General features: G+C 70.3%; 17 protein-coding genes and 4 pseudogenes. 17 read left to right on the plus strand and 4 right to left on the minus strand.

All coding sequences use genetic code 11. The features are described 5' to 3' along the window. Window position 1: 1 nt before the first annotated feature. From ACHMXE_RS03460 to ACHMXE_RS03470, 3 genes and pseudogenes are all read left to right on the plus strand, one after another. Window positions 2–406 (plus strand): annotated as a pseudogene (locus tag ACHMXE_RS03460) (Bug family tripartite tricarboxylate transporter substrate binding protein); the annotation flags it as partial. Window positions 407–488: 82 nt separating this feature from the next. After that, the gene (locus ACHMXE_RS03465) at window positions 489–998 is read left to right on the plus strand and encodes a tripartite tricarboxylate transporter substrate-binding protein (protein ID WP_395347415.1); all 510 of its coding nucleotides are present in this window, start codon (window positions 489–491) and stop codon (window positions 996–998) included. Then, complete coding sequence (locus ACHMXE_RS03470) at window positions 995–2218, plus strand: CaiB/BaiF CoA transferase family protein (protein WP_395347417.1); 1224 nt, start codon at window positions 995–997, stop codon at window positions 2216–2218. Before ACHMXE_RS03465 ends, ACHMXE_RS03470 begins: the two co-directional genes overlap by 4 nt. 53 nt (window positions 2219–2271) lie before the next feature. On the opposite strand, the gene ACHMXE_RS03475 is transcribed toward ACHMXE_RS03470, so the two are convergent. Together ACHMXE_RS03475 and ACHMXE_RS03480 are read right to left on the minus strand one after the other, a co-directional pair. Further along, window positions 2272–3072 (minus strand): ATP-binding protein, encoded by an 801-nt coding sequence (locus tag ACHMXE_RS03475; protein WP_395346863.1) that lies wholly within the window; start codon window positions 3070–3072, stop codon window positions 2272–2274. A gap of 190 nt (window positions 3073–3262) precedes the next feature. Further along, window positions 3263–4279 (minus strand): annotated as a pseudogene (locus tag ACHMXE_RS03480) (GAF domain-containing protein); the annotation flags it as partial. Window positions 4280–4504: 225 nt separating this feature from the next. Here ACHMXE_RS03480 and hisD point away from each other — a divergent pair. The 13 genes and pseudogenes from hisD to ACHMXE_RS03545 all read left to right on the plus strand — a co-directional run bounded on the left by hisD (window position 4505) and on the right by ACHMXE_RS03545 (window position 15698). Next, window positions 4505–5824 (plus strand): histidinol dehydrogenase, encoded by a 1320-nt coding sequence (hisD, locus tag ACHMXE_RS03485; RefSeq protein WP_395346864.1) that lies wholly within the window; start codon window positions 4505–4507, stop codon window positions 5822–5824. After that, complete coding sequence (locus ACHMXE_RS03490; protein ID WP_395346865.1) at window positions 5821–6591, plus strand: SDR family NAD(P)-dependent oxidoreductase; 771 nt, start codon at window positions 5821–5823, stop codon at window positions 6589–6591. Before hisD ends, ACHMXE_RS03490 begins: the two co-directional genes overlap by 4 nt. Further along, window positions 6588–6668, plus strand: a pseudogene (locus ACHMXE_RS03495) (hypothetical protein); the annotation flags it as partial. The gene ACHMXE_RS03490 and the pseudogene ACHMXE_RS03495, both read left to right, overlap by 4 nt. Before the next feature lie 76 nt (window positions 6669–6744). Then, on the plus strand, window positions 6745–7638 hold the full coding sequence (locus tag ACHMXE_RS03500; protein ID WP_395346866.1) for a substrate-binding domain-containing protein: 894 nt from the start codon (window positions 6745–6747) through the stop codon (window positions 7636–7638). A gap of 43 nt (window positions 7639–7681) precedes the next feature. Further along, a complete protein-coding gene (locus ACHMXE_RS03505; protein ID WP_395346868.1) occupies window positions 7682–8659 on the plus strand; it encodes a Bug family tripartite tricarboxylate transporter substrate binding protein in 978 nt (325 codons plus the stop codon). A gap of 10 nt (window positions 8660–8669) precedes the next feature. After that, window positions 8670–9686, plus strand: a complete 1017-nt coding sequence (locus ACHMXE_RS03510) for a Bug family tripartite tricarboxylate transporter substrate binding protein (RefSeq protein WP_395346869.1) — start codon at window positions 8670–8672, stop codon at window positions 9684–9686. Beyond that, entirely contained in the window at window positions 9683–10393 is a 711-nt protein-coding gene (locus tag ACHMXE_RS03515) for an RraA family protein (RefSeq protein WP_395346871.1), read from the plus strand. Before ACHMXE_RS03510 ends, ACHMXE_RS03515 begins: the two co-directional genes overlap by 4 nt. Before the next feature lie 135 nt (window positions 10394–10528). Next, entirely contained in the window at window positions 10529–11218 is a 690-nt protein-coding gene (locus tag ACHMXE_RS03520; RefSeq protein WP_395346872.1) for an HpcH/HpaI aldolase/citrate lyase family protein, read from the plus strand. Next, a pseudogene (locus ACHMXE_RS03525) lies at window positions 11218–12142 on the plus strand (SMP-30/gluconolactonase/LRE family protein). Before ACHMXE_RS03520 ends, ACHMXE_RS03525 begins: the two are co-directional and overlap by 1 nt. Before the next feature lie 8 nt (window positions 12143–12150). Next, the gene (locus ACHMXE_RS03530) at window positions 12151–12972 is read left to right on the plus strand and encodes an N-acyl homoserine lactonase family protein (RefSeq protein ID WP_395346873.1); all 822 of its coding nucleotides are present in this window, start codon (window positions 12151–12153) and stop codon (window positions 12970–12972) included. 119 nt (window positions 12973–13091) lie between these two features. Next, complete coding sequence (locus ACHMXE_RS03535) at window positions 13092–14069, plus strand: tripartite tricarboxylate transporter substrate binding protein (protein ID WP_209540025.1); 978 nt, start codon at window positions 13092–13094, stop codon at window positions 14067–14069. Between the two features lie 67 nt (window positions 14070–14136). Beyond that, a complete protein-coding gene (locus ACHMXE_RS03540; RefSeq protein WP_395346874.1) occupies window positions 14137–15027 on the plus strand; it encodes a helix-turn-helix transcriptional regulator in 891 nt (296 codons plus the stop codon). A gap of 29 nt (window positions 15028–15056) precedes the next feature. Further along, entirely contained in the window at window positions 15057–15698 is a 642-nt protein-coding gene (locus tag ACHMXE_RS03545) for a glutathione S-transferase family protein (protein WP_395346875.1), read from the plus strand. Between the two features lie 69 nt (window positions 15699–15767). On the opposite strand, the gene ACHMXE_RS03550 is transcribed toward ACHMXE_RS03545, so the two are convergent. Together ACHMXE_RS03550 and ACHMXE_RS03555 are read right to left on the minus strand one after the other, a co-directional pair. Further along, the gene (locus tag ACHMXE_RS03550) at window positions 15768–16454 is read right to left on the minus strand and encodes a protein kinase (RefSeq protein WP_395346876.1); all 687 of its coding nucleotides are present in this window, start codon (window positions 16452–16454) and stop codon (window positions 15768–15770) included. Between the two features lie 21 nt (window positions 16455–16475). Beyond that, the gene (locus ACHMXE_RS03555; protein WP_395346878.1) at window positions 16476–17036 is read right to left on the minus strand and encodes a hypothetical protein; all 561 of its coding nucleotides are present in this window, start codon (window positions 17034–17036) and stop codon (window positions 16476–16478) included. 247 nt (window positions 17037–17283) lie between these two features. On the opposite strand from ACHMXE_RS03555, the gene ACHMXE_RS03560 reads away from it, so the two are divergent. Beyond that, window positions 17284–17685 carry a cupin domain-containing protein gene (locus tag ACHMXE_RS03560; RefSeq protein WP_203206721.1) on the plus strand — a complete coding sequence of 134 codons (402 nt, stop codon included), beginning with the start codon at window positions 17284–17286 and terminating at the stop codon, window positions 17683–17685. Window position 17686: the final 1 nt, after the last annotated feature.

Here is a 17686-nt window from a genome sequence, read left to right on the forward strand (position 1 = left end):
CATGACGATTCGATCGACCGCGGGCACGACACGCCGCACCTTCGCCGCGAGGGGCGCGGCGCTGGCCACGCTTGCATTCGCCGGCCGCGCCCTGGCGCAGGCGCCCTTTCCCTCCAAGCCCATCGAGCTGGTGGTGCCGTTCCCGCCGGGCAGCGGCTCCGACATCGGTGCCCGCTATTTCGCGGAGCAGCTGGGCCGGCTCAGCGGCCAGCCGGCCACGGTGCGCAACATCGCGGGCGGCAACGGGTTCATCGCGATCTCGAACGTGCTGCGCGCCGACCCTGGCGGGCACACCATCTTCATCGGCGCCAACTCGGCCTTCGTGGTGAATGCCGTGCAGTTCAGGAAACTGCCCTACGACCCGATCGGCGATTTCACGATGCTCGGCATGCTCAACCGCGCGCCCGCGCTGCTCGCGGTGCGCGGCGATTCGCCGGCCAGGGACCTGAAGTCCTTCGTCGACGCGCGCGCGCCTCGCGCCCGGCGAGGTGAACTCGGGCCACGGCGCCACCTCGTACCTGATGTTCGCGTCCCAGTTCTACAACCTGGCGGGCATCAAGGTGAACCACGTGCCGTACAAGGGCGCGAGCGACCTGGCGGCGGCCCTGGCATCGAACGTGGTCGACGCCGGCTTCATCGATCCCGGCTCGGGCCTGGCGCTCGCGCAGGCCGGCCGCATCCATGTGCTGGCGGTGGCGGGCGAGAAGCGCCTGCCCCAGCTGCCCGGCGTGCCCACCTTCCAGGAGGCGGGCTACCCCGACTTCACCGCCTACAACTGGGCCGCCGCCGCGGTCAGCGCGAAGACGCCCGCGCCCGTCGTGGCCCGCCTCGAAGCCTGGTTCTCCGCGATCGCCAGGGCCGACGCCACGCGGTCCTTCTTCGCGGCCACCGGCAACGAGGCCGTGCAGACCACGGGAGCCGAGCTGCGCCGCTTCCAGCTCGCGGAGATCCAGCGCTGGACCGACACCGCCAGGCTCGTGAACCTGGTGCAGGAATGAACCATACCGACCCAACGCCCCGGCAGGCGCGGCCACCGCTCGCCGGCATCCGCGTCCTCGACCTGACGACGGTGCTGCTCGGCCCCTATGCGGCCCAGATGCTGGGCGACCAGGGCGCGGACGTGATCAAGATCGAGGCCCCCGAGGGCGACGGCACGCGCACCACGGGGCCGGCGCGCGAGCCCGGCATGGCGTCCGCGTTCATCGGCGCCAACCGGAACAAGCGCAGCGTCGTCCTCGATCTGAAGCAGGGCGCGGCGCGCGAGGCCTTCCTGCACCTGGTCGACGGGGCCGATGTGCTGATCTGCAGCATCCGGGCCGCCAAGCTCGCCGCGCTCGGGCTGGATCCGGCGCGGCTGCGGGAGCGAAACCCGAGGCTGATCGTCGTGACGATCCAGGGGTTCGGCACGGACGGTCCGTACGCGGGGCGGCCTGCCTACGACGACATCGTCCAGGGCCTGTGCGGACTGGCCTCGCTCGGCGGCGGCGCGGACGGGGCGCCGCGCTATCTGCCGACGGTGATCGCCGACAAGACCTGCGCGCTGTTCGCGACGCAGGCGGTGCTGGCCGCGCTCGTCGCGCGCGCCACGAACGGTGCCGGCTCGCACGTCGACGTGCCGATGCTCGAGTGCATGGTCAGCTTCACGCTCGTGGAACACCTGTATGGCGCGCAGTTCAGCCCGCCGCTGGGCGAGCCCGGCTACAGCCGCCTGCTCACGAAGTGGCGCAAGCCCTACGCCACGCTGGACGGCCATGTCTGCGTGGTGCCGTACAACGACCTGCACTGGCGACGCTTCTTCGAGGAGACCGGCCGCCACGACCTGCTGCGCGACCCGCGCTTCGCCGACATGGCCGCGCGCACGCGCAACATCGATGCGCTGTACGCCGAGCTCGCGGCCTGCATCGCGCTGCGCACAAGCGGCGCGTGGCTCGAGGTCTGCGAACGCCTGGACATACCGGCCGCGCCCTTGCGCGGCCTCGCCGATCTCCAGTCCGACCCGCATCTGGTCGCCACCGGCTTCTTTCGCACGGTGGAGGACGCGCGGATGGGAGAGCTGGTGATGACGGCGCCGCCGCTGCGCTTCGCCGATGCGCCTTCGCCCGCCGTGCGCGTTCCGCCGCGGCTCGGGCAGCACACGCGGCAGGTACTGCGCGAGGCCGGACTCGACGCGTCGGCGGTGGATCGGTTGATCGGTCTCGGCGCGGCGGTCCAGGCCTGAGCGGTGCGGGCGCCGATCGCGGCGGGCCGCACGATCGTCGAGCAGGCCCGGGGTCAGCCAGCGCGCCTGCGCCGCACCTGCGCGAGCACCTCGTGCACGGTCCGCGCCAGCACGGCGGGCTCCACCGGCTTGACCAGGTGCTCGTCGAAGCCCGCCGCGCGCGTGCGCATCCGGTCGTGCGCCGCGCCCCAGCCCGTCAGGGCGACGATGCCGAGCTCCGCGCCGGCGAAGCGCTCGCGCAGCTTTCCCGCGACCTCGTAGCCATCGATGCCCGGCAGCCCCAGGTCGAGCAGCACGAGCTCGGGGTCGAGGCGCGCCGCCATGGCCAGGGCCTCGTGGCCGTCGCGCGCATCCTCCACCCGGTGGCCCATGCCGCGCAGCAGCTCGATGAGGGTCTGCCGCCCGTCGTCGTTGTCCTCGACGACGAGAATCCGCCTGCCGCCCTCGGCGTCGGCGGGAACCGGCGCAACCGGCTCGGGCGCCGGCAAGTCGGTGCGGACCGCGGAGGGCTCGCGCACGGGCAGCTCCACGGTGAAGGTGCTGCCCTCCCCGAGCCCGGGGCTGTCGACCTCGACGGTCCCGCCATGCAGCTCCACGAGCTTGCGGACCAGCGCGAGCCCCAGTCCCAGGCCGCCCTGCGCGTGGCGCCGGGTGTGCGGCAGTTGCGTGAACATCGCGAAGACCCGGCCATGGTCGGCGCTGGCCATGCCCAGGCCGTCGTCGCGCACGGCGAGGATGGCGCGTCCGTCTTCGATGCGGCCCGTGACCTCGATGTGGCCGCCCGGCGGCGTGTACTTCGCGGCGTTCGTCAGCAGGTTGCCGATCACCTGGACCAGGCGCGCGGGGATCGACATGCACCGGGATGCCCGCCGGCACGGCCACGGTCAGGCGATGCCGCTGGCTGTCGAGCAGCGCCTGGGTTCCCTCCACGGCGCGCACCACCAGTTCGTCCAGTTGCGCATCCTCGCGCCGCAGCTCGATCAGCCCGCGATTGATGCGCGACACGTCCAGCAGGTCGTCGATCAGCCGGGCCATCAGGCTGACCTGGCGGTCGATCACCGCGAACTTGCCGGCGATCACCTCGGGCAGGGGATGGCGCGCCGCGATCGCGACCGCGTACTTGATGGGGGCCAGCGGATTCCTCAGTTCGTGCGCCAGCGTGGCGATGAACTCGTCCTTGCGCACGTCCTGCTCCTTGAGCATCGCGGCGTCGCGCGCACGCTCGATGTGCGCCCAGCAGCGGTCGACCACCTCGGACACGAGCAGCAGCTCGTCCTTCGTCCAGCGCCGCGGCGCGGCCTGGTGCACGGCCATCATCGCCACCAGCCGCCCGTCCTTGACCAGGCCGGCGCAGATGATCGCCTGGATGCCGATCGCGTTGAACATCCGGCCCCCGCCTTCGTCGCCGAGCTCGGCGTCCACGTCGTGCACCACCAGGTGCCGGCCCTGGCGGAGGTTGGAGGTGGCCTGGGGACCGAAGAGATCGAGCGAATAGACGCCGGCACTGCTGGCGACGCCCTCGCGCGCCCAGTCGCTGCGGATCGTGAAGCGATCGCTGTCGCTGTCCACGTCGGCGTAGGCGCAGCGGGTCGCGCCCATCGCCTCGCCGAGCAGCCGGGCCGTGATCGCCATGATGCTGTCGGCCTCCTGCACGTGGCGCGTGGCCTGGCCGATCTGGTCGAGGATCTCCAGCCGCGTCTCGCCGCCGGTGGCGTGGTCCGGCTGGAGAAGTGGCTCCATCGCCGACGCGAACACCATCCATTGCCCGGGCACGGCTGCGTCGGCAAGAGGAGCCGCCTGGAGCAGGACTTGGCGCCACGCGCCATCCCGCGCGGCAAGCCGGCAGGAAAAGGCCACCGGCCTGCCCGAAGCGACGGCATCGCCCCACAGGCGCTTCGCCTCGGCGCGATCCTCGGCATGCACCGCGTCGAACCAGTGCCCTCCCGCCAGGGCTTGCGCCTCCTGGCCCGTGAACTCGCGCCACCGTGGATCGGGGCGCGTGACCGCGCCATCCGCCGCTGCGTACCAGACCAGGCTGTCGCCGATCGTTTTGACTGTCATGAACCGTCCGTCTTCCGAAATGATCTCGTCCCGTTGCGTTCGCGCACCCGAGGCTCCCAGGACCCTATTGGCAAACGGGCGGAATGCGCGTGGGACGGCGCCTTGACCGCCGGCCGCGCCGACCGACGGGCTCGCCCGCCAACCTAGGGTAAACGCCTATTTGCATACGAATGCAAGCTTCTGACATTGCATACGTATGCAAGACGTTCACCCTGGAGCAATGGAATGATCAGATATCTCAAGCGCGGCAAGGACGTGCAGGTCCGAGCCGACGACGACGCGAAGGTCCGAGCGACCGTCGAGGGCATCGTGAAGGCGATCGAGGCCCGCGGCGACGAGGCCGTCCACGAATACAGCCGCCAGTTCGACAACTGGGACCCGGAGGACTTCCGCCTCGGCGCGGATGCCATCGAGAAGGCGCGCCGCAGCCTGTCGGCGCGCGAGATCGAGGACATCGCCTTCGCGCAGAAACAGGTGCGCAACTTCGCGCAGATCCAGCGCGATTCGATGAAGGACGTGGAGGTCGAGACCTATCCCGGCGTGATCCTCGGCCACCGCAACATCCCGATGGATGCCGTGGGCTGCTACATCCCCGGCGGCAAGTACCCGCTGCTCGCCTCCGCCCACATGAGCGTGCTCACCGCGAAGGTGGCTGGCGTCAAGCGCGTGGTCGCGACGGCGCCGCCCTACCAGGGCGCGCCGCATCCGGCCATCGTCACCGCGATGTCCATGGCCGGGGCCGACGAGATCCTGGTGCTCGGCGGCGTGCAGGCGGTGGTCGCGATGGCCGTGGGAACGCCGCGCATCGCGCCGGTCGACATGCTGGTGGGCCCGGGCAACATGTACGTGGCCGAGGCCAAGCGCCAGCTCTACGGCCGCGTGGGCATCGACCTGTTCGCCGGCCCCACCGAGACGCTGGTGATCGCCGACGATTCGGCCGACGGCGAGATGTGCGCGGTCGACCTGCTGGGCCAGGCCGAGCACGGCCCGACCTCGCCGGCGATCCTGCTGACGACCAGCGAACAACTGGCGCGCGACACGATGGCCGAGATCGAACGCCAGCTGACGATCCTGCCGACGGCCGCCATCGCCTCGGTGGCATGGGCCGGCTACGGCGAGGTGATCGTCTGCGACACGCAGGAGGAGATGCTCGCCAAGGCCAACGAACTGGCCTTCGAGCACGTGCAGGTGCTCACGCGCGACCCCGACTACTTCCTCGAGCACATGACGAACTACGGCGCGCTCTTCCTCGGCCCGCGCACCAACGTGAGCTTCGGCGACAAGGTCATCGGCACCAACCACACGCTGCCGACCAACCGCAACGCGCGCTACACGGGCGGCCTGTGGGTGGGCAAGTTCCTCAAGACCTGCACCTACCAGAAGGTGCTAACCGACGAGGCCAGCGCGGCCATGGGCGAGTACTGCTCGCGCCTGTGCCACATGGAGAACTTCGCCGGCCACGGCGAGCAGGCCAACCTGCGCGTGCGCCGCTACGGCACGCGCGCCGAGGTGCCCTGGTACCAGCCGGTGCCGGCGCTGGCATGACGGGCACGCTGCCGCCCTCGCCGGGCTTTCGCGTCGACGGCCAGCGCGCGCTGGTGACCGGCGCGGGCCGCGGCATCGGCCTGGCCGCGGCGGCCGCGCTGGCGCGCGCCGGCGCGCACGTCACGCTCGCGGCCCGCTCCGAGGCCCAGCTGATCGAAGCCCGCGACCTGATCCGCGCCGAAGGCGGGGCCTGCGATCACCTCGTGCTCGACGTCACCGACTCGGCCGCGGTCACGCGTTCGCTCGGCGCGCTCGCGCCGTTCCAGATCCTCGTGAACAACGCCGGGCTGAACCGCCCCAGGCCGCTGGTGGAGGTGGAGGACGAGGACATCGACGCGGTGCTCGACCTCAACGTCAAGGCCACGCTCTACGTCACGCGCGCGGTGGCGCGCGGGCTGGTCGAGGCCGGGCTGCCGGGCTCGATCATCACGGTCTCCTCGCAGATGGGCGTGGTCGGCAGCCCGCGCCGCACGCTCTACTGCGCCAGCAAGCACGCGGTCGAGGGCATGACCAAGGCCCTGGCCTGGGAGCTCGGTGCGGCCGGCATCCGCGTCAACACGGTGTGCCCGACCTTCATCGAGACCGCGATGACCGCCGGCATGTTCGCCGACCCGGACTTCCGCGGCTGGGTGACGCAGCGCATCGCGCTCGGGCGGCTCGGCCGCACCGAGGAGATCATGGGCGCCATCGTCTTCCTGGCCAGCGAGGCCTCGAGCCTGGTGACGGGCAGCGCGCTGATGCTCGACGGCGGCTGGAGCGCCGCATGAGGTCGACCGCCACCGCGCAGGACGTCGCGAAGCTCGCGAACGTGTCGCAGTCGGCGGTCAGCCGCACCTTCACGCCCGGCGCCAGCGTGTCGGAGGACACGCGCAACCGGGTCATGATCGCGGCCAAGAACGCTGGGCTACCGTCCCAACGCGATGGCGCGCAGCCTGATCACGCGCCGCAGCCGCATCATCGCGCTGGTGATGGGCTACCTCGAGAACCAGTTCTATCCGCTGGTGATCCAGGAGCTGTCGCAGAAGCTGCAGAAGCAGGGCTACCACGTGCTGATGTTCATCAGCGACGGCGACGAGACCGACGGCGTGCTCGACGAGATCCTGCAGTACCAGATCGACGGCATCGTCATCGCCTCGGCCATGCTCTCGCCCGCGCTGGCGCGCCAGTGCGCGGACTCGGGCGTGCCGGTGGTGCTGTTCAACCGCGTGCCCGACACCAGCGCCTTCGCGCGCCACACCACCTGCTCGGTCACCTCGGACAACTTCGAGGGCGGCCGGATGGCGGCGCGGTTGCTGCTGGACCGGGGCCACAAGCGCATCGCCTTCCTCGCCGGCCTCGAGAAGTCGTCGACCAACCACGAGCGCGAGCGCGGCTTTCGCGAAACGCTCGCGGCCGAGGGCCTCGGCGTGTTCCGCCGCGAGGTCGGCCACTACGACTTCGAGCGGGCCGCCGAGGCCGCGCGCGCCATGTTCGCGGGCCTGCCGGCCGCGCGGCGCCCCGACGCGGTGTTCGTCGCCAACGACCACATGGCGATCGCCGTGATGGACGTGCTGCGCCAGGAGCTCGGGCTGCGCGTGCCGGAAGACGTGAGCGTGGTCGGCTTCGACGACGTGCCGCAGGCCGCCTGGGGCGCCTACCGGCTCACGACCGTGGTGCAGGCGGTGGGACCGATGGTGGACGCCACCGTCGAACTGCTGCACGAGCAGATGCAGGACGACGCGCAGCCGCGCAACGTGGTGATTCCGTGCAGCGTGGTCGAGCGCGACTCGGTGCGCGCCACCGCGCCGCGGCGACGCAAGGCCGCGCAGGCCTGAGCGGACCCCTTTCTTCGACAACAACCAGCTTCCTGGAGACTCCATGCATTCCCGAATCCGCCCGCTGCTCATTGCGGCACTGGCGCTCAGCGCCTTCGCCGGCAGCGGCCACGCCCAGCCGGCCTGGCCGAGCAAGCCGATCAAGTACATCGTTCCCTTCGCGCCCGGCGGCGTCTCCGACGGCGTGGCGCGCCTCGTCGCGCAGCACCTGTCGGAACGCCTGGGCCAGCCCGTGATCGTGGACAACCGGCCGGGCGTCTCCGGCATTCTCGGCACGCAGGTCGCCGCGCGCTCGCCGGCCGACGGCTACACGCTGATGGGCGGCACCATCACGACCCACGCGGTCAACCCCTTCTTCACCAAGAGCCTGGGCTACGACCCGGTCGCCGACTTCGTGCCGGTCAACCTGGTCGGCATGGTGAGCAACGTGCTCGTCGTGCCTTCGGCGAGCCGCTTCAATTCGGTGGCGCAGGTCATCGCCGAACTCAAGGCGAAGCCCGAGAGCCTCACCTACGGCACCGCCGGCGCGGGCACCTCGCAGCACCTGTCGGGGCAGCTGTTCGAGAACATCACGCAGACGCGCATGCGCCAGATCATCTACAAGGGCGGATCGCAGGCGATGGTCGACCTCGTGGGCGGCCAGATCGACATGGTGTTCGAGACCGTGGCGGCCGCGCGCCCGATGATCGACGGCAAGCGCGTCAAGGTCCTGGGCATCACCTCCGCGAAGCGGCAGCCCGGCCTGCCCGATGTGCCGACCCTGGCCGAGGCGGGCGTGCCCAACTTCGAGATGCAGTCGTGGCAGGGCGTGTTCGCGCCGGCCGCCACGCCCAAGCCGATCGTCGACCGGCTGGGCCGCGAGATCGCGGCCGTGGTGGCCCTGCCCGATGTGCAGGCCAAACTGCGCGGACTCGGCGTCGAGCCCGACGGCCGCACCTCCGAGGCCTTCACCGCATTCCAGCGCGCCGAGATCGCGAAATGGGGCAAGGTGATCAAGGACGCCGGCATCCAGGCCGAATGAAGGATCGATGATGAAAAAACTCACCGGCGCCTTCCGGCGCGCCATCGCCCTCGCCACCCTGGGCACCGCCGCCATCGCGGCTTCGATCGGCAGCGCGCACGCACAGGCGCCGCAGGGCCCCGCGGGCTATCCATCCACCGGCCGCGTCGTGATCGTGGTGCCCTTCGCTCCCGGCGGCGCGACCGACATCGTGGCCCGACTGGTGGCCGACGAACTCGGCAAGCGCTGGGGCACGGCCGTGGTGGTCGACAACAAGGCCGGCGCGGGCGGCGGCATCGGCACCGAGTTCGTGGCGCGCGCCAAACCCGATGGCTACACGCTGCTGCTCGGCACCCAGACCGCCCTGTCGGTGAACCCGACGCTGCTCAAGAAGATCGCCTACAACGTCGAGCGGGACTTCGCCCCGGTCACCGGACTCGCGAGCACGCCGCTGGTGCTGCTGGCGGGCAACAAGTCGGGCGCCAAGGACGTGGCTGCGCTCGTCGCCGCGATCAAGGCCAGGCCCGATGCGATCTCGTACGGCTCGAGCGGGCCCGGCACCTCGCAGCACCTGACCACGCTGATGTTCCTCAACCGCATCGGCGGCAAGGCCGTGCACGTGCCGTACAAGGGCAGCAGCCAGTCGCTGGTCGACCTGGCCGGCAACCAGATCGACATGCAGTTCGACAACATGACGACCGCGCTGGCGTTCGCGAAGAACAACCAGGCGAAGGCGCTGGCGATCACGAGCGAGGCGCGCTCGCCGCTCGCTCCCGACCTGCCGACGCTCGCCGAATCGGGCGTGCCGGGCTTCGAGGCCTCGACCTGGCTGGGCCTGCTGGCGCCCGCGGCCACGCCGGCGCCGGTGCTGGCCTGGCTCAACGCGGAGGTGGTCTCGGTGCTCAAGTCGCCCGCGGTGGCGGCGCGGCTCGCGGCCCAGGGCTTCACGCCGAAGCCGATGTCGCGCGCGGAGTTCGGCAAGTTCATCCAGGACGAGACGCACAAGTTCGCCGACCTGATCAAGGCCAACCAGGTCACGGTGGAATGAGCCGGCCGACCCTGGACGAGCCACTGCTGCGCGCCCTGCGCGCGGTGGACACGCCGACGATCTGCAATGCGCTCGAGCTCGCCATGGGCAGCCGCAGTGCCAGCGGCTTCACCTACGGCACGCTGGTCGCGGCGCCCCATCCGATGACGCCGATGGTCGGCTTCGCCCGCACCGCGCGCATCCGCGCGGCGCAACCGTCATCGCGCACGCCCGAGGCCCTGCGCCAGACGCGGCTGGACTACTACCGCCACGTCGCCCCCGCCGCCGGGGCGCCCACGGTGGTGGTCATGCAGGACCTCGACGAGCGGCCCGGCATCGGCTCGTTCTGGGGCGAGGTCAACTCGGCGGTGCACGAGGGCCTGGGCGTATCGGGCGTGCTGACCAATGGATCGGTGCGCGACCTGGGCGACCTGTCGCCGAGCTTCCCGATCCTGGCCGCGAGCATCGGCCCTTCGCATGCCTTCGTCCACATCCACGACGTGGGCACGCCGGTCGAGGTGTTCGGCCTGCGCGTCGTGCACGACGACCTGATCCATGCCGACCGCCACGGCGCGGTGTGCATCCCGTCGCAGCTGCTGCGGGAGCTGCCGGCGTGCATCGAGCTCGTGCGTCGCAAGGAAGCGCCGCTGCTCGCCGCGGCGCGCGCCGGAGGCTTCGGCCTGGCGCAGATCGAGGCGGCGCTGCGCGCGGCGGACGACATCCACTGACAACCAACGACAAGACCCGAAAAGGACTCCTCCCATGGACCACCATCCGCTCGACAACCGCCTGCCCGGAATGCTGCGCAGCGGCAAGCGCCTGCGCGGCGTCTTCAACGCGCTACCCAGCCCCGCCATCGTCAGATGTGCGGCTACGCCGGCTTCGACTTCGTCATCCTCGACAACGAGCACGGCAGCGCCAACCTCGAGACCACCGAGCACATGCTGCGCGCCGCGCGGGCCAGCGGCATCGCCACGGCCGTGCGCTGCCTGCGCCACGACATCTCGCGCGTGCTCGACATGGGCGCGGGCGGCGTGCAGATTCCCATGGTCGGCAGCGCCGAGGAGGCGCGCGACCTGGTGCAGCAGGTGCGCTATCCGGGCGTGGGCCGGCGCGGCAGCGCCTTCAGCCCGCGCGCGGCCGGCTACGGGGCCTTCCCGGGCGCCGCGCACACCACGCGCAGCAACGAGGGCATCGCGCTGATCGTGATGGTCGAGACGCCCGAGGCCGTGGAGCAGGCCGCCGAGATCGCGGCCGTCGACGGCGTGGATGCCGTGTTCGTGGGCCCCAACGACCTGTCGCATGCCATGGGCTTCGGCAACGACTGGAAGGCGCCCGAGGTGGAAGCCAAGATCGAGCAGGCGCTGCGCGCCGTGAGCGGCACGGGCCAGTGCGCGGGCGTCATCGCCCTCACGCCCGAGGACGAGGACAAGTACGGCGCCTGGGGCGCGCGCTACTTCGCGAGCGTCACCACCAGCCTCATCACCCGCGCCTTCCAGCAGGCGTCGGCCGCGGGCGGCCGCCTGCCATCGCGGGCGGGGCTGGGCTACTGATGACGCATTCCATCGTTGCCAGGGGGCTGCTGTTTCCCGAAGGCCCCGTGGCCTTGCCGGACGGCGGCATCGCCGTGTGCGAGATCGCGCGCGGCACCGTCTCGCGGGTGGATGCCGACGGCACCGTGTCGGTGATCGCGCGCACGGGTGGCGGCCCCAACGGCATGGCCCTGGGCCCCGACGGGGCGCTCTACGTGTGCAACAACGGCGGCATGCGCTGGCCGCAGCACACGGACGGCGAGTGGCTGCGCCCGTTGCACGGCACGCCCGACGACTACGCCGGCGGCAGCATCCAGCGGGTCGACCCCGCCACGGGCGAGGTGCGCACGCTCTACACCCACTGCGGCGATGTGCGCCCTGTGCGGCCCGAACGACCTGGTGTTCGACCGCGCGGGAGGCTTCTACTTCACCGACTTCGGCAAGACGCGCGAGCGCGACCGCGACATCGGCTGCGTCTACTACGCGCATCCCGATGGCACGCGCATCGTCGAGGTGATCGAGCGGATCCTGAATCCGAACGGCATCGGCCTTTCGCCCGACCAACAGACCCTCTACGTCGCGGAGACCGAGACCTCCAGGCTCTGGTCCTTCGGCATCGACGCACCGGGCGTGCTGGCGCGCCACGAGGACTCGCCGGCACCGCATGGCGGGCGGCTCGTCGTCGGCCTGGCCGGCTACCAGCGCTTCGACAGCCTGGCCGTGGAGGCCGGCGGCAACATCTGCGTGGCCACGCTGGTCACGGGGCAGGTCACCGTGGTGTCGCCCGAGGGCGAGGTGCTGCGGCGGGTGCAGCTGCCCGACCCGCAGACCACCAACCTCTGCTTCGCCGGTCCCGAGCTGCGCACCGCGTGGATCACGCAGTCGTTCACCGGCACCCTGGTGCGCATGGACTGGCCCGCGCCCGGCCTGGCCCTCAACTTCTGAAGCCGAACGTGACGACCCCGAACCCATCCGATTCCGGCGACGACATCTACGAGGTGTTCGCGCTGCGCTACGCGGGCGTGCAGCGCCGGCGCATCGACAACTTCATCGGCATGGACGTGCACGACGGTCCCATGGCGATGGACTTCTACGTGTGGCTGCTGCGCTCGGCCACGCGCACGATCCTGGTCGACACCGGCTTCACGGCCGAGACCGCCCGCGCGCGCAAGCGCGTGCTCGACCGCTACCGCTGCCCGATCGACGCGCTGCGCACGCTGGACGTCGATCCCGACACCGTCACCGACGTCGTGCTCACGCACCTGCATTTCGACCATGCGGGCAACCTCGCCAAGCTCCCGGCCGCGCGGTTCCACCTGCAGGACGCGGAGATGAGCTACGCGACCGGACGCTGCATGTGCTTCGCGCCGATGCGCCATGCCTATTCCGTGGAGGATGTGGCCGAGCTGCTGCGCAAGGTGTACGCGGAGCGCGTGGTGTTCCACGATGGCGACGACGTGCTGGCGCCGGGCGTCGAGCTCATGCTGATCGGCGGCCACACGCGCGGCCTGCAGTCGGTGCGCGTGCGCACGGCGCGCGGCTGGGTCGTGCTGGCATCGGACGCGAGCCACTACTACGAGAACCACGAGGACGGACGGCCGTTCCCCATCGTGCAGGACATGGAGCAGATGCTCGCGGGCCAGCAGCGCCTGCTGGCGAAGGCCGATTCGCCGCGCCACGTGGTGCCGGGCCATGACCCCGAAGTGCTGCGGCGCTATCCCGCGATGAACGCGGACCCCGACACCGTCTGCCTGCACATGGCGCCGATCGACTGACGCGCCGGCGCCCGCCGGGCGCCCTGCCACCGTTTCGCTCCCACACGCGCCGCCCGCCGGCGGCGCGCGGGGACGCCTGTTCCTTTTTTCTTTCGTTCGAACCACAAGGAGACCTACCCATGAACCTCGTCCAACTGGCACGCGCCACCCTCGCGGCATTCGGCTTCGCCGCGATCGCGGCCTCGGCCGGCGCGCAGGGCTTTCCGGACAAACCGATCCGCATCGTCGTGCCCTATCCGCCGGGCGGATCCGCCGACTCGATCGCGCGCCAGCTGGGCGTGCAGCTGACGAACTCGCTCAAGCAGCAGGTCATCGTCGACAACAAGCCCGGCGGCAACAGCGTGATCGCGGCGCAGAGCGTGGCGAACGCGCCCGGCGACGGCTACACGCTGCTGATCAGCGACCCCACCGCGCTCGCGATCAACCCGAGCCTGTTCCGCAAGCTGCCCTACGACCCGGTGAAGGACTTCGAGCCCGTGGGCCTGGTCGCGCGCTTCACCTTCGTGCTGCTGGTCAATTCGGCCTCGCCGATCCGCAGCGTGAAGGACTTCGTCGAGGCCGCGCGCGCCCGGCCCGGCAAGATGAACTACGGCTCGGCCGGCACGGGCACGCCGGTGCAGCTGGCCACCGAGATCTTCAAGGACCTGACGCACGTGGACCTCACCCACGTGCCCTACAAGGGCGCCGCGCCGGCCGTCAACGACCTGATGGCCAACCAGATCGACGCCATGTTCACCGACCTCGCGAGCGGCTTCCCGTTCATCCAGTCGGGCAAGGTGCGCGCGCTCGTGATCACCAACGCGCAGCGCGTGCCGGCCCTGCCCGACGTGCCCACGCTGGCGGAGTCGGGCTACCCGGGCTTCAAGCTCGGGGGCTGGTACGGCATCTCGGCGCCGAAGAAGACGCCCGCCGCGGTGATCGCGACCTTGAACACCGCGATCCGCAACGCGGTGGCGAGCCAGCCACTCAACGGCTGGATCAGCGGGCAGAACTTCGAGCCCGCGGCGACCACGCCCGCGGAGTTCGCGGAGATCGTCCGCCGCGATGGGCAGCAATGGGGCGACACCGTGCGCCGGCTCGACATCAAGATCGACTGATCGGATCGGCACCGAAGTCGAGCGCCGCGGCACCGACCGGCCGCGCGCGCGGGCCTAGACTGCCTGCATGCCAGCAGCTCCTCGCGCTTCGGTCCCCACGCTTCCACCCGCCGCCGATGGCGCGCCGCTGGCCCGGGCGCTGCATGCGCGCGCGGGCATCGGCATCGCGGCACAGGTGGTGCAGGGGCGCGGGCTCGCGGTCCTGCGCATGCGCGTCGAGCAGCCCGCGCTCGTGTTCGTGGCCCGCGGCATCAAGACCGTGCACGCGGCGCAGGCGAAGGCCGTGCGCGCGCTGCCGGGCCAGGCGCTCGTGCTCGCGGGGCAGCAGACGGTCGACTTCCACAACGAGATCACCGAGGGCGCGCACTACGAGGCACGCTGGCTGGTGTTCGACAACGCGCTGCTGGAAGACGCCGGCTATCGCGCCCGTGCCGCCGAGCACGAGGCGCGCGGCGTGGCGCCGGCCGCAGCACGGCTGCTGGCGCAGCCCTCGCGCGAACTGGAAGACGCGTTCGAATCCGCGCGGCTCGGCCTGTGCGCCGGCGCGGTGCCCGATGCCATCGCGCGGCTGCGGCTGCTGGAAACCATGCACTGGCTGCTCGAGCACGGCGTGGTGCTGCGCAGCCCGGCCGTGCGCCCCGATGTCTCGACCCGCGTACGCACGCTGATCGCCGGAAGCCTGGCCGATGCATGGCCGGCCGACCGCGTGGCGCGCGAACTGGCGCAATCGCAGGCCAGCCTGCGCCGGCGCCTCGCGGCCGAGGGCACATCGCTCACGCAGCTGCTGACCGACGCCCGGATGGCGACCGCGCTCACCCTGCTGCAGGCCACGAACCGGCCCGTCACCCAGGTCGCGCTCGCGGTCGGCTATGAATCTCCCTCGCGTTTCGCGGTGCGCTTCCGCCACCGCTTCGGCTTCGCGCCCACCGCGGTGCGTGGCCACGAACGCAGCCCCTGACTGAAAGCTCCCCCACCAAGGCCACATCCATGATCAAGATCCACCATCTCGGGCATTCGCAATCGGAACGCATCCTCTGGCTCTGCGAAGAGCTCGACCTGCCCTATCGACTGCAGCACCACACGCGCGACCCGGTGACGCGCCTGTCGCCGCCCGAACTGATCGCCCTGCATCCGCTGGGTGCCGCGCCCCTGTTGGAAGACGGCGACCTGCTGCTGGCCGAATCCGCCGCAATCGTGGAGTACCTGATCGGCCGGCATGGCGCGGGGCGCCTCAAGCCCGGCCCCGAGCACCCCGGCTACGCGGCCTTCCTCTACTGGTTCCACTTCGCCAACGGCAATCTGCAGCCCACGATGCTGCGGCTCATGGCGGTCGGCCGGGCCGTCGCGAATGCGGAGCATCCGGTGCTGCACGCCACGCGCGATCGCTTCGCGCGCCTGATGGGGCTGATGGAGGCCCGGCTCGCCGACGCGCCCTGGCTCGCGGGCCAGGACTTCAGCGCCGCGGACATCATGAACGTGTTCTCGCTGACGACGATGCGCCTGTTCATGCCGGTCGACCTGGCGCCGTATCCGAACATTCGCGCCTACCTGCAGCGCGTGGGCGAGCGGCCGGCCTATCGACGGGCGATGGCGAAAGGGGATCCCGATCTCGTGCCGCTGTTGTCCTGACGTGGCTTCAGAGCGCCGGGCGGCCATCGATCTCGTAGACGATCCTTCGCAATGCGTTCTTGAAGGCGTTCACTCTCTTTCGATCGTCGCTGCCCGCCCGCCCATATCCGAAGCCGAGCCTGAAGGCATCGAAGGCCCCGCACGCGCCGCTCGACGGGCTGTCGGCTTCGCAGTTCCCCTCGAGGCGTCGAATGTCGATGCAGCCCCCGGTTCGTCCCCGCATGCCCGTGGACGCCCAGCAATCCAGCTCGAAGTAGTCGGCCGTGCCGCGAAACTCGATCCGGTCCAATACCGACCGACACGATCACCCTGGACTCCTGCGCGCAAGGGCTGCCCGGCAGGCCCGTATCCGCCCTCGGCGATGTCCTTGCCGTGCAGATAGGCGAGCCCGTGCAGCACCTCCGCGAGCAGGACCTCGAGTTGCGCCGACCCCGGGTTGGCGCGCGCGAACTGCTTGAGGTCGCCGGCATTGGCGTACTCCATGACGCCGATCTGCAACTGCTCCTTCTCGCCGAGCGCGTTCGATTGCTCGAGCAGGATCACGTCGAAGTAGCGCATCAGGTTCGGATGCGCGAGCTGGATGACCTTGCGGATCTCGTTGAGCACGGTGTAGTCGTGCGAGCCCGTGAGGTTGAAGACCTTCAGCGCGACGTCCCGCTGCAGCAGCTCGTCGCGGGCGCGGAAGACGCGCGCGAATCCTCCGCTGCCCAGGAGGTCCGACTCGGGGTCGTACGCGTAGCGGGACTGGATCTTCATCAGGGCGCCAGCCATGGCCCATCAAGCGGTGCGCGCCTGACTCTGCAACTGGCCGAGGATCTCCGCTCTTCGAACGCCGAATTCCACCAGCTGGCGATTCGCCTCCTCGATCTTTCTTTCGAGGCTGACGAGGTGCCCCGCGATCTCGCGGTTGCCCGACTCGACGAGCCGGATGGCCTGCCATGCGGCCAGCGAATCTTCCGACAGCCCCACGAGGATGTTGACGCCGGGAATGAATTCCGTCAGGGCCTTGCGCTCGAGCTCCTCGACGATCGCCTGCTTGAGCAGCGAGAGCACGGGCTTCCATGAACCGTCGAGGCGGGAACCGCTCCTGGCGAGCTTTCCATACAGCTGCTGCACGAGCACCTGGTACATCGTGGTCGCGCTCTTCAGCTCGAAGGCATTGAGAATGACATTCAACGGAATCAGCGTGACGTTGGACAGCACCGCCACCGTTCCCCATGCCTCGGCCGCCGACCGCGCACGGGCCAGGTCGCCGCGTACCTGCGCGAGCAACTGGATGCCGTCCTGGATCGCGAGCTGCTTTCTTCCGAGGGTCTCGAATTGAAGGGCCAAGTTCACGATGGAGCTCCTGCTGCTGCGGCGAAGGCGCAAGAGCGCATCTTGTCGAGGCGCCGTCCTCCAGTCATCTCTCCAACAGGGTATGACGGAAGGTGTACGAAGGTGTTTCCCACAGGACAACCAAAGAGTTTCCCCGTGCAGTACGAATTCCTACCAGGGCTCCGCGCAGCTCAACCCGAAAAAGTTGTCTATTGGGAAACTACTGGGTATCATCGACCGCGTGTCCAACCCCACCCAGGAGCCTCCCATGTCCGCAGTCTTCAAGGAACGCCTCTCCGGCAAGCTTCAGCCCACCATCGGCGGCTCGGTCTACGTCGACCCTGCCCAGCTCGAATGGCAGCCTTCCCAGTTCCCCAAGATCCAGATGAAGGTGCTCTACCGCAACGACGAGATCGGCGAGATGACCGTGCTGCTCAAGTGGGAGCCCGGTGCAGTCCTGCCCTTCCACAAGCACCCCGAGATCGAGCAGAGCTATGTGCTCGAAGGTTCGTTCTCCGACCACGACGGCATCTGCCGCGCCGGTCAGTTCGTCTGGCGCCAGCCCCTGTCGCTGCACGAGACGCGCTCCGACGAAGGCTGCACGATCCTGGCCATCTATCGCAAGCCCAACATCTTCTTCAACGCGGCCGGCTTCGAAGCGGGCAAGTAGG

It is taken from the genome of Variovorax sp. UC122_21 (genome assembly GCF_044056785.1).
In the GTDB taxonomy this organism is placed as follows: Bacteria; Pseudomonadota; Gammaproteobacteria; order Burkholderiales; family Burkholderiaceae_C; genus Variovorax.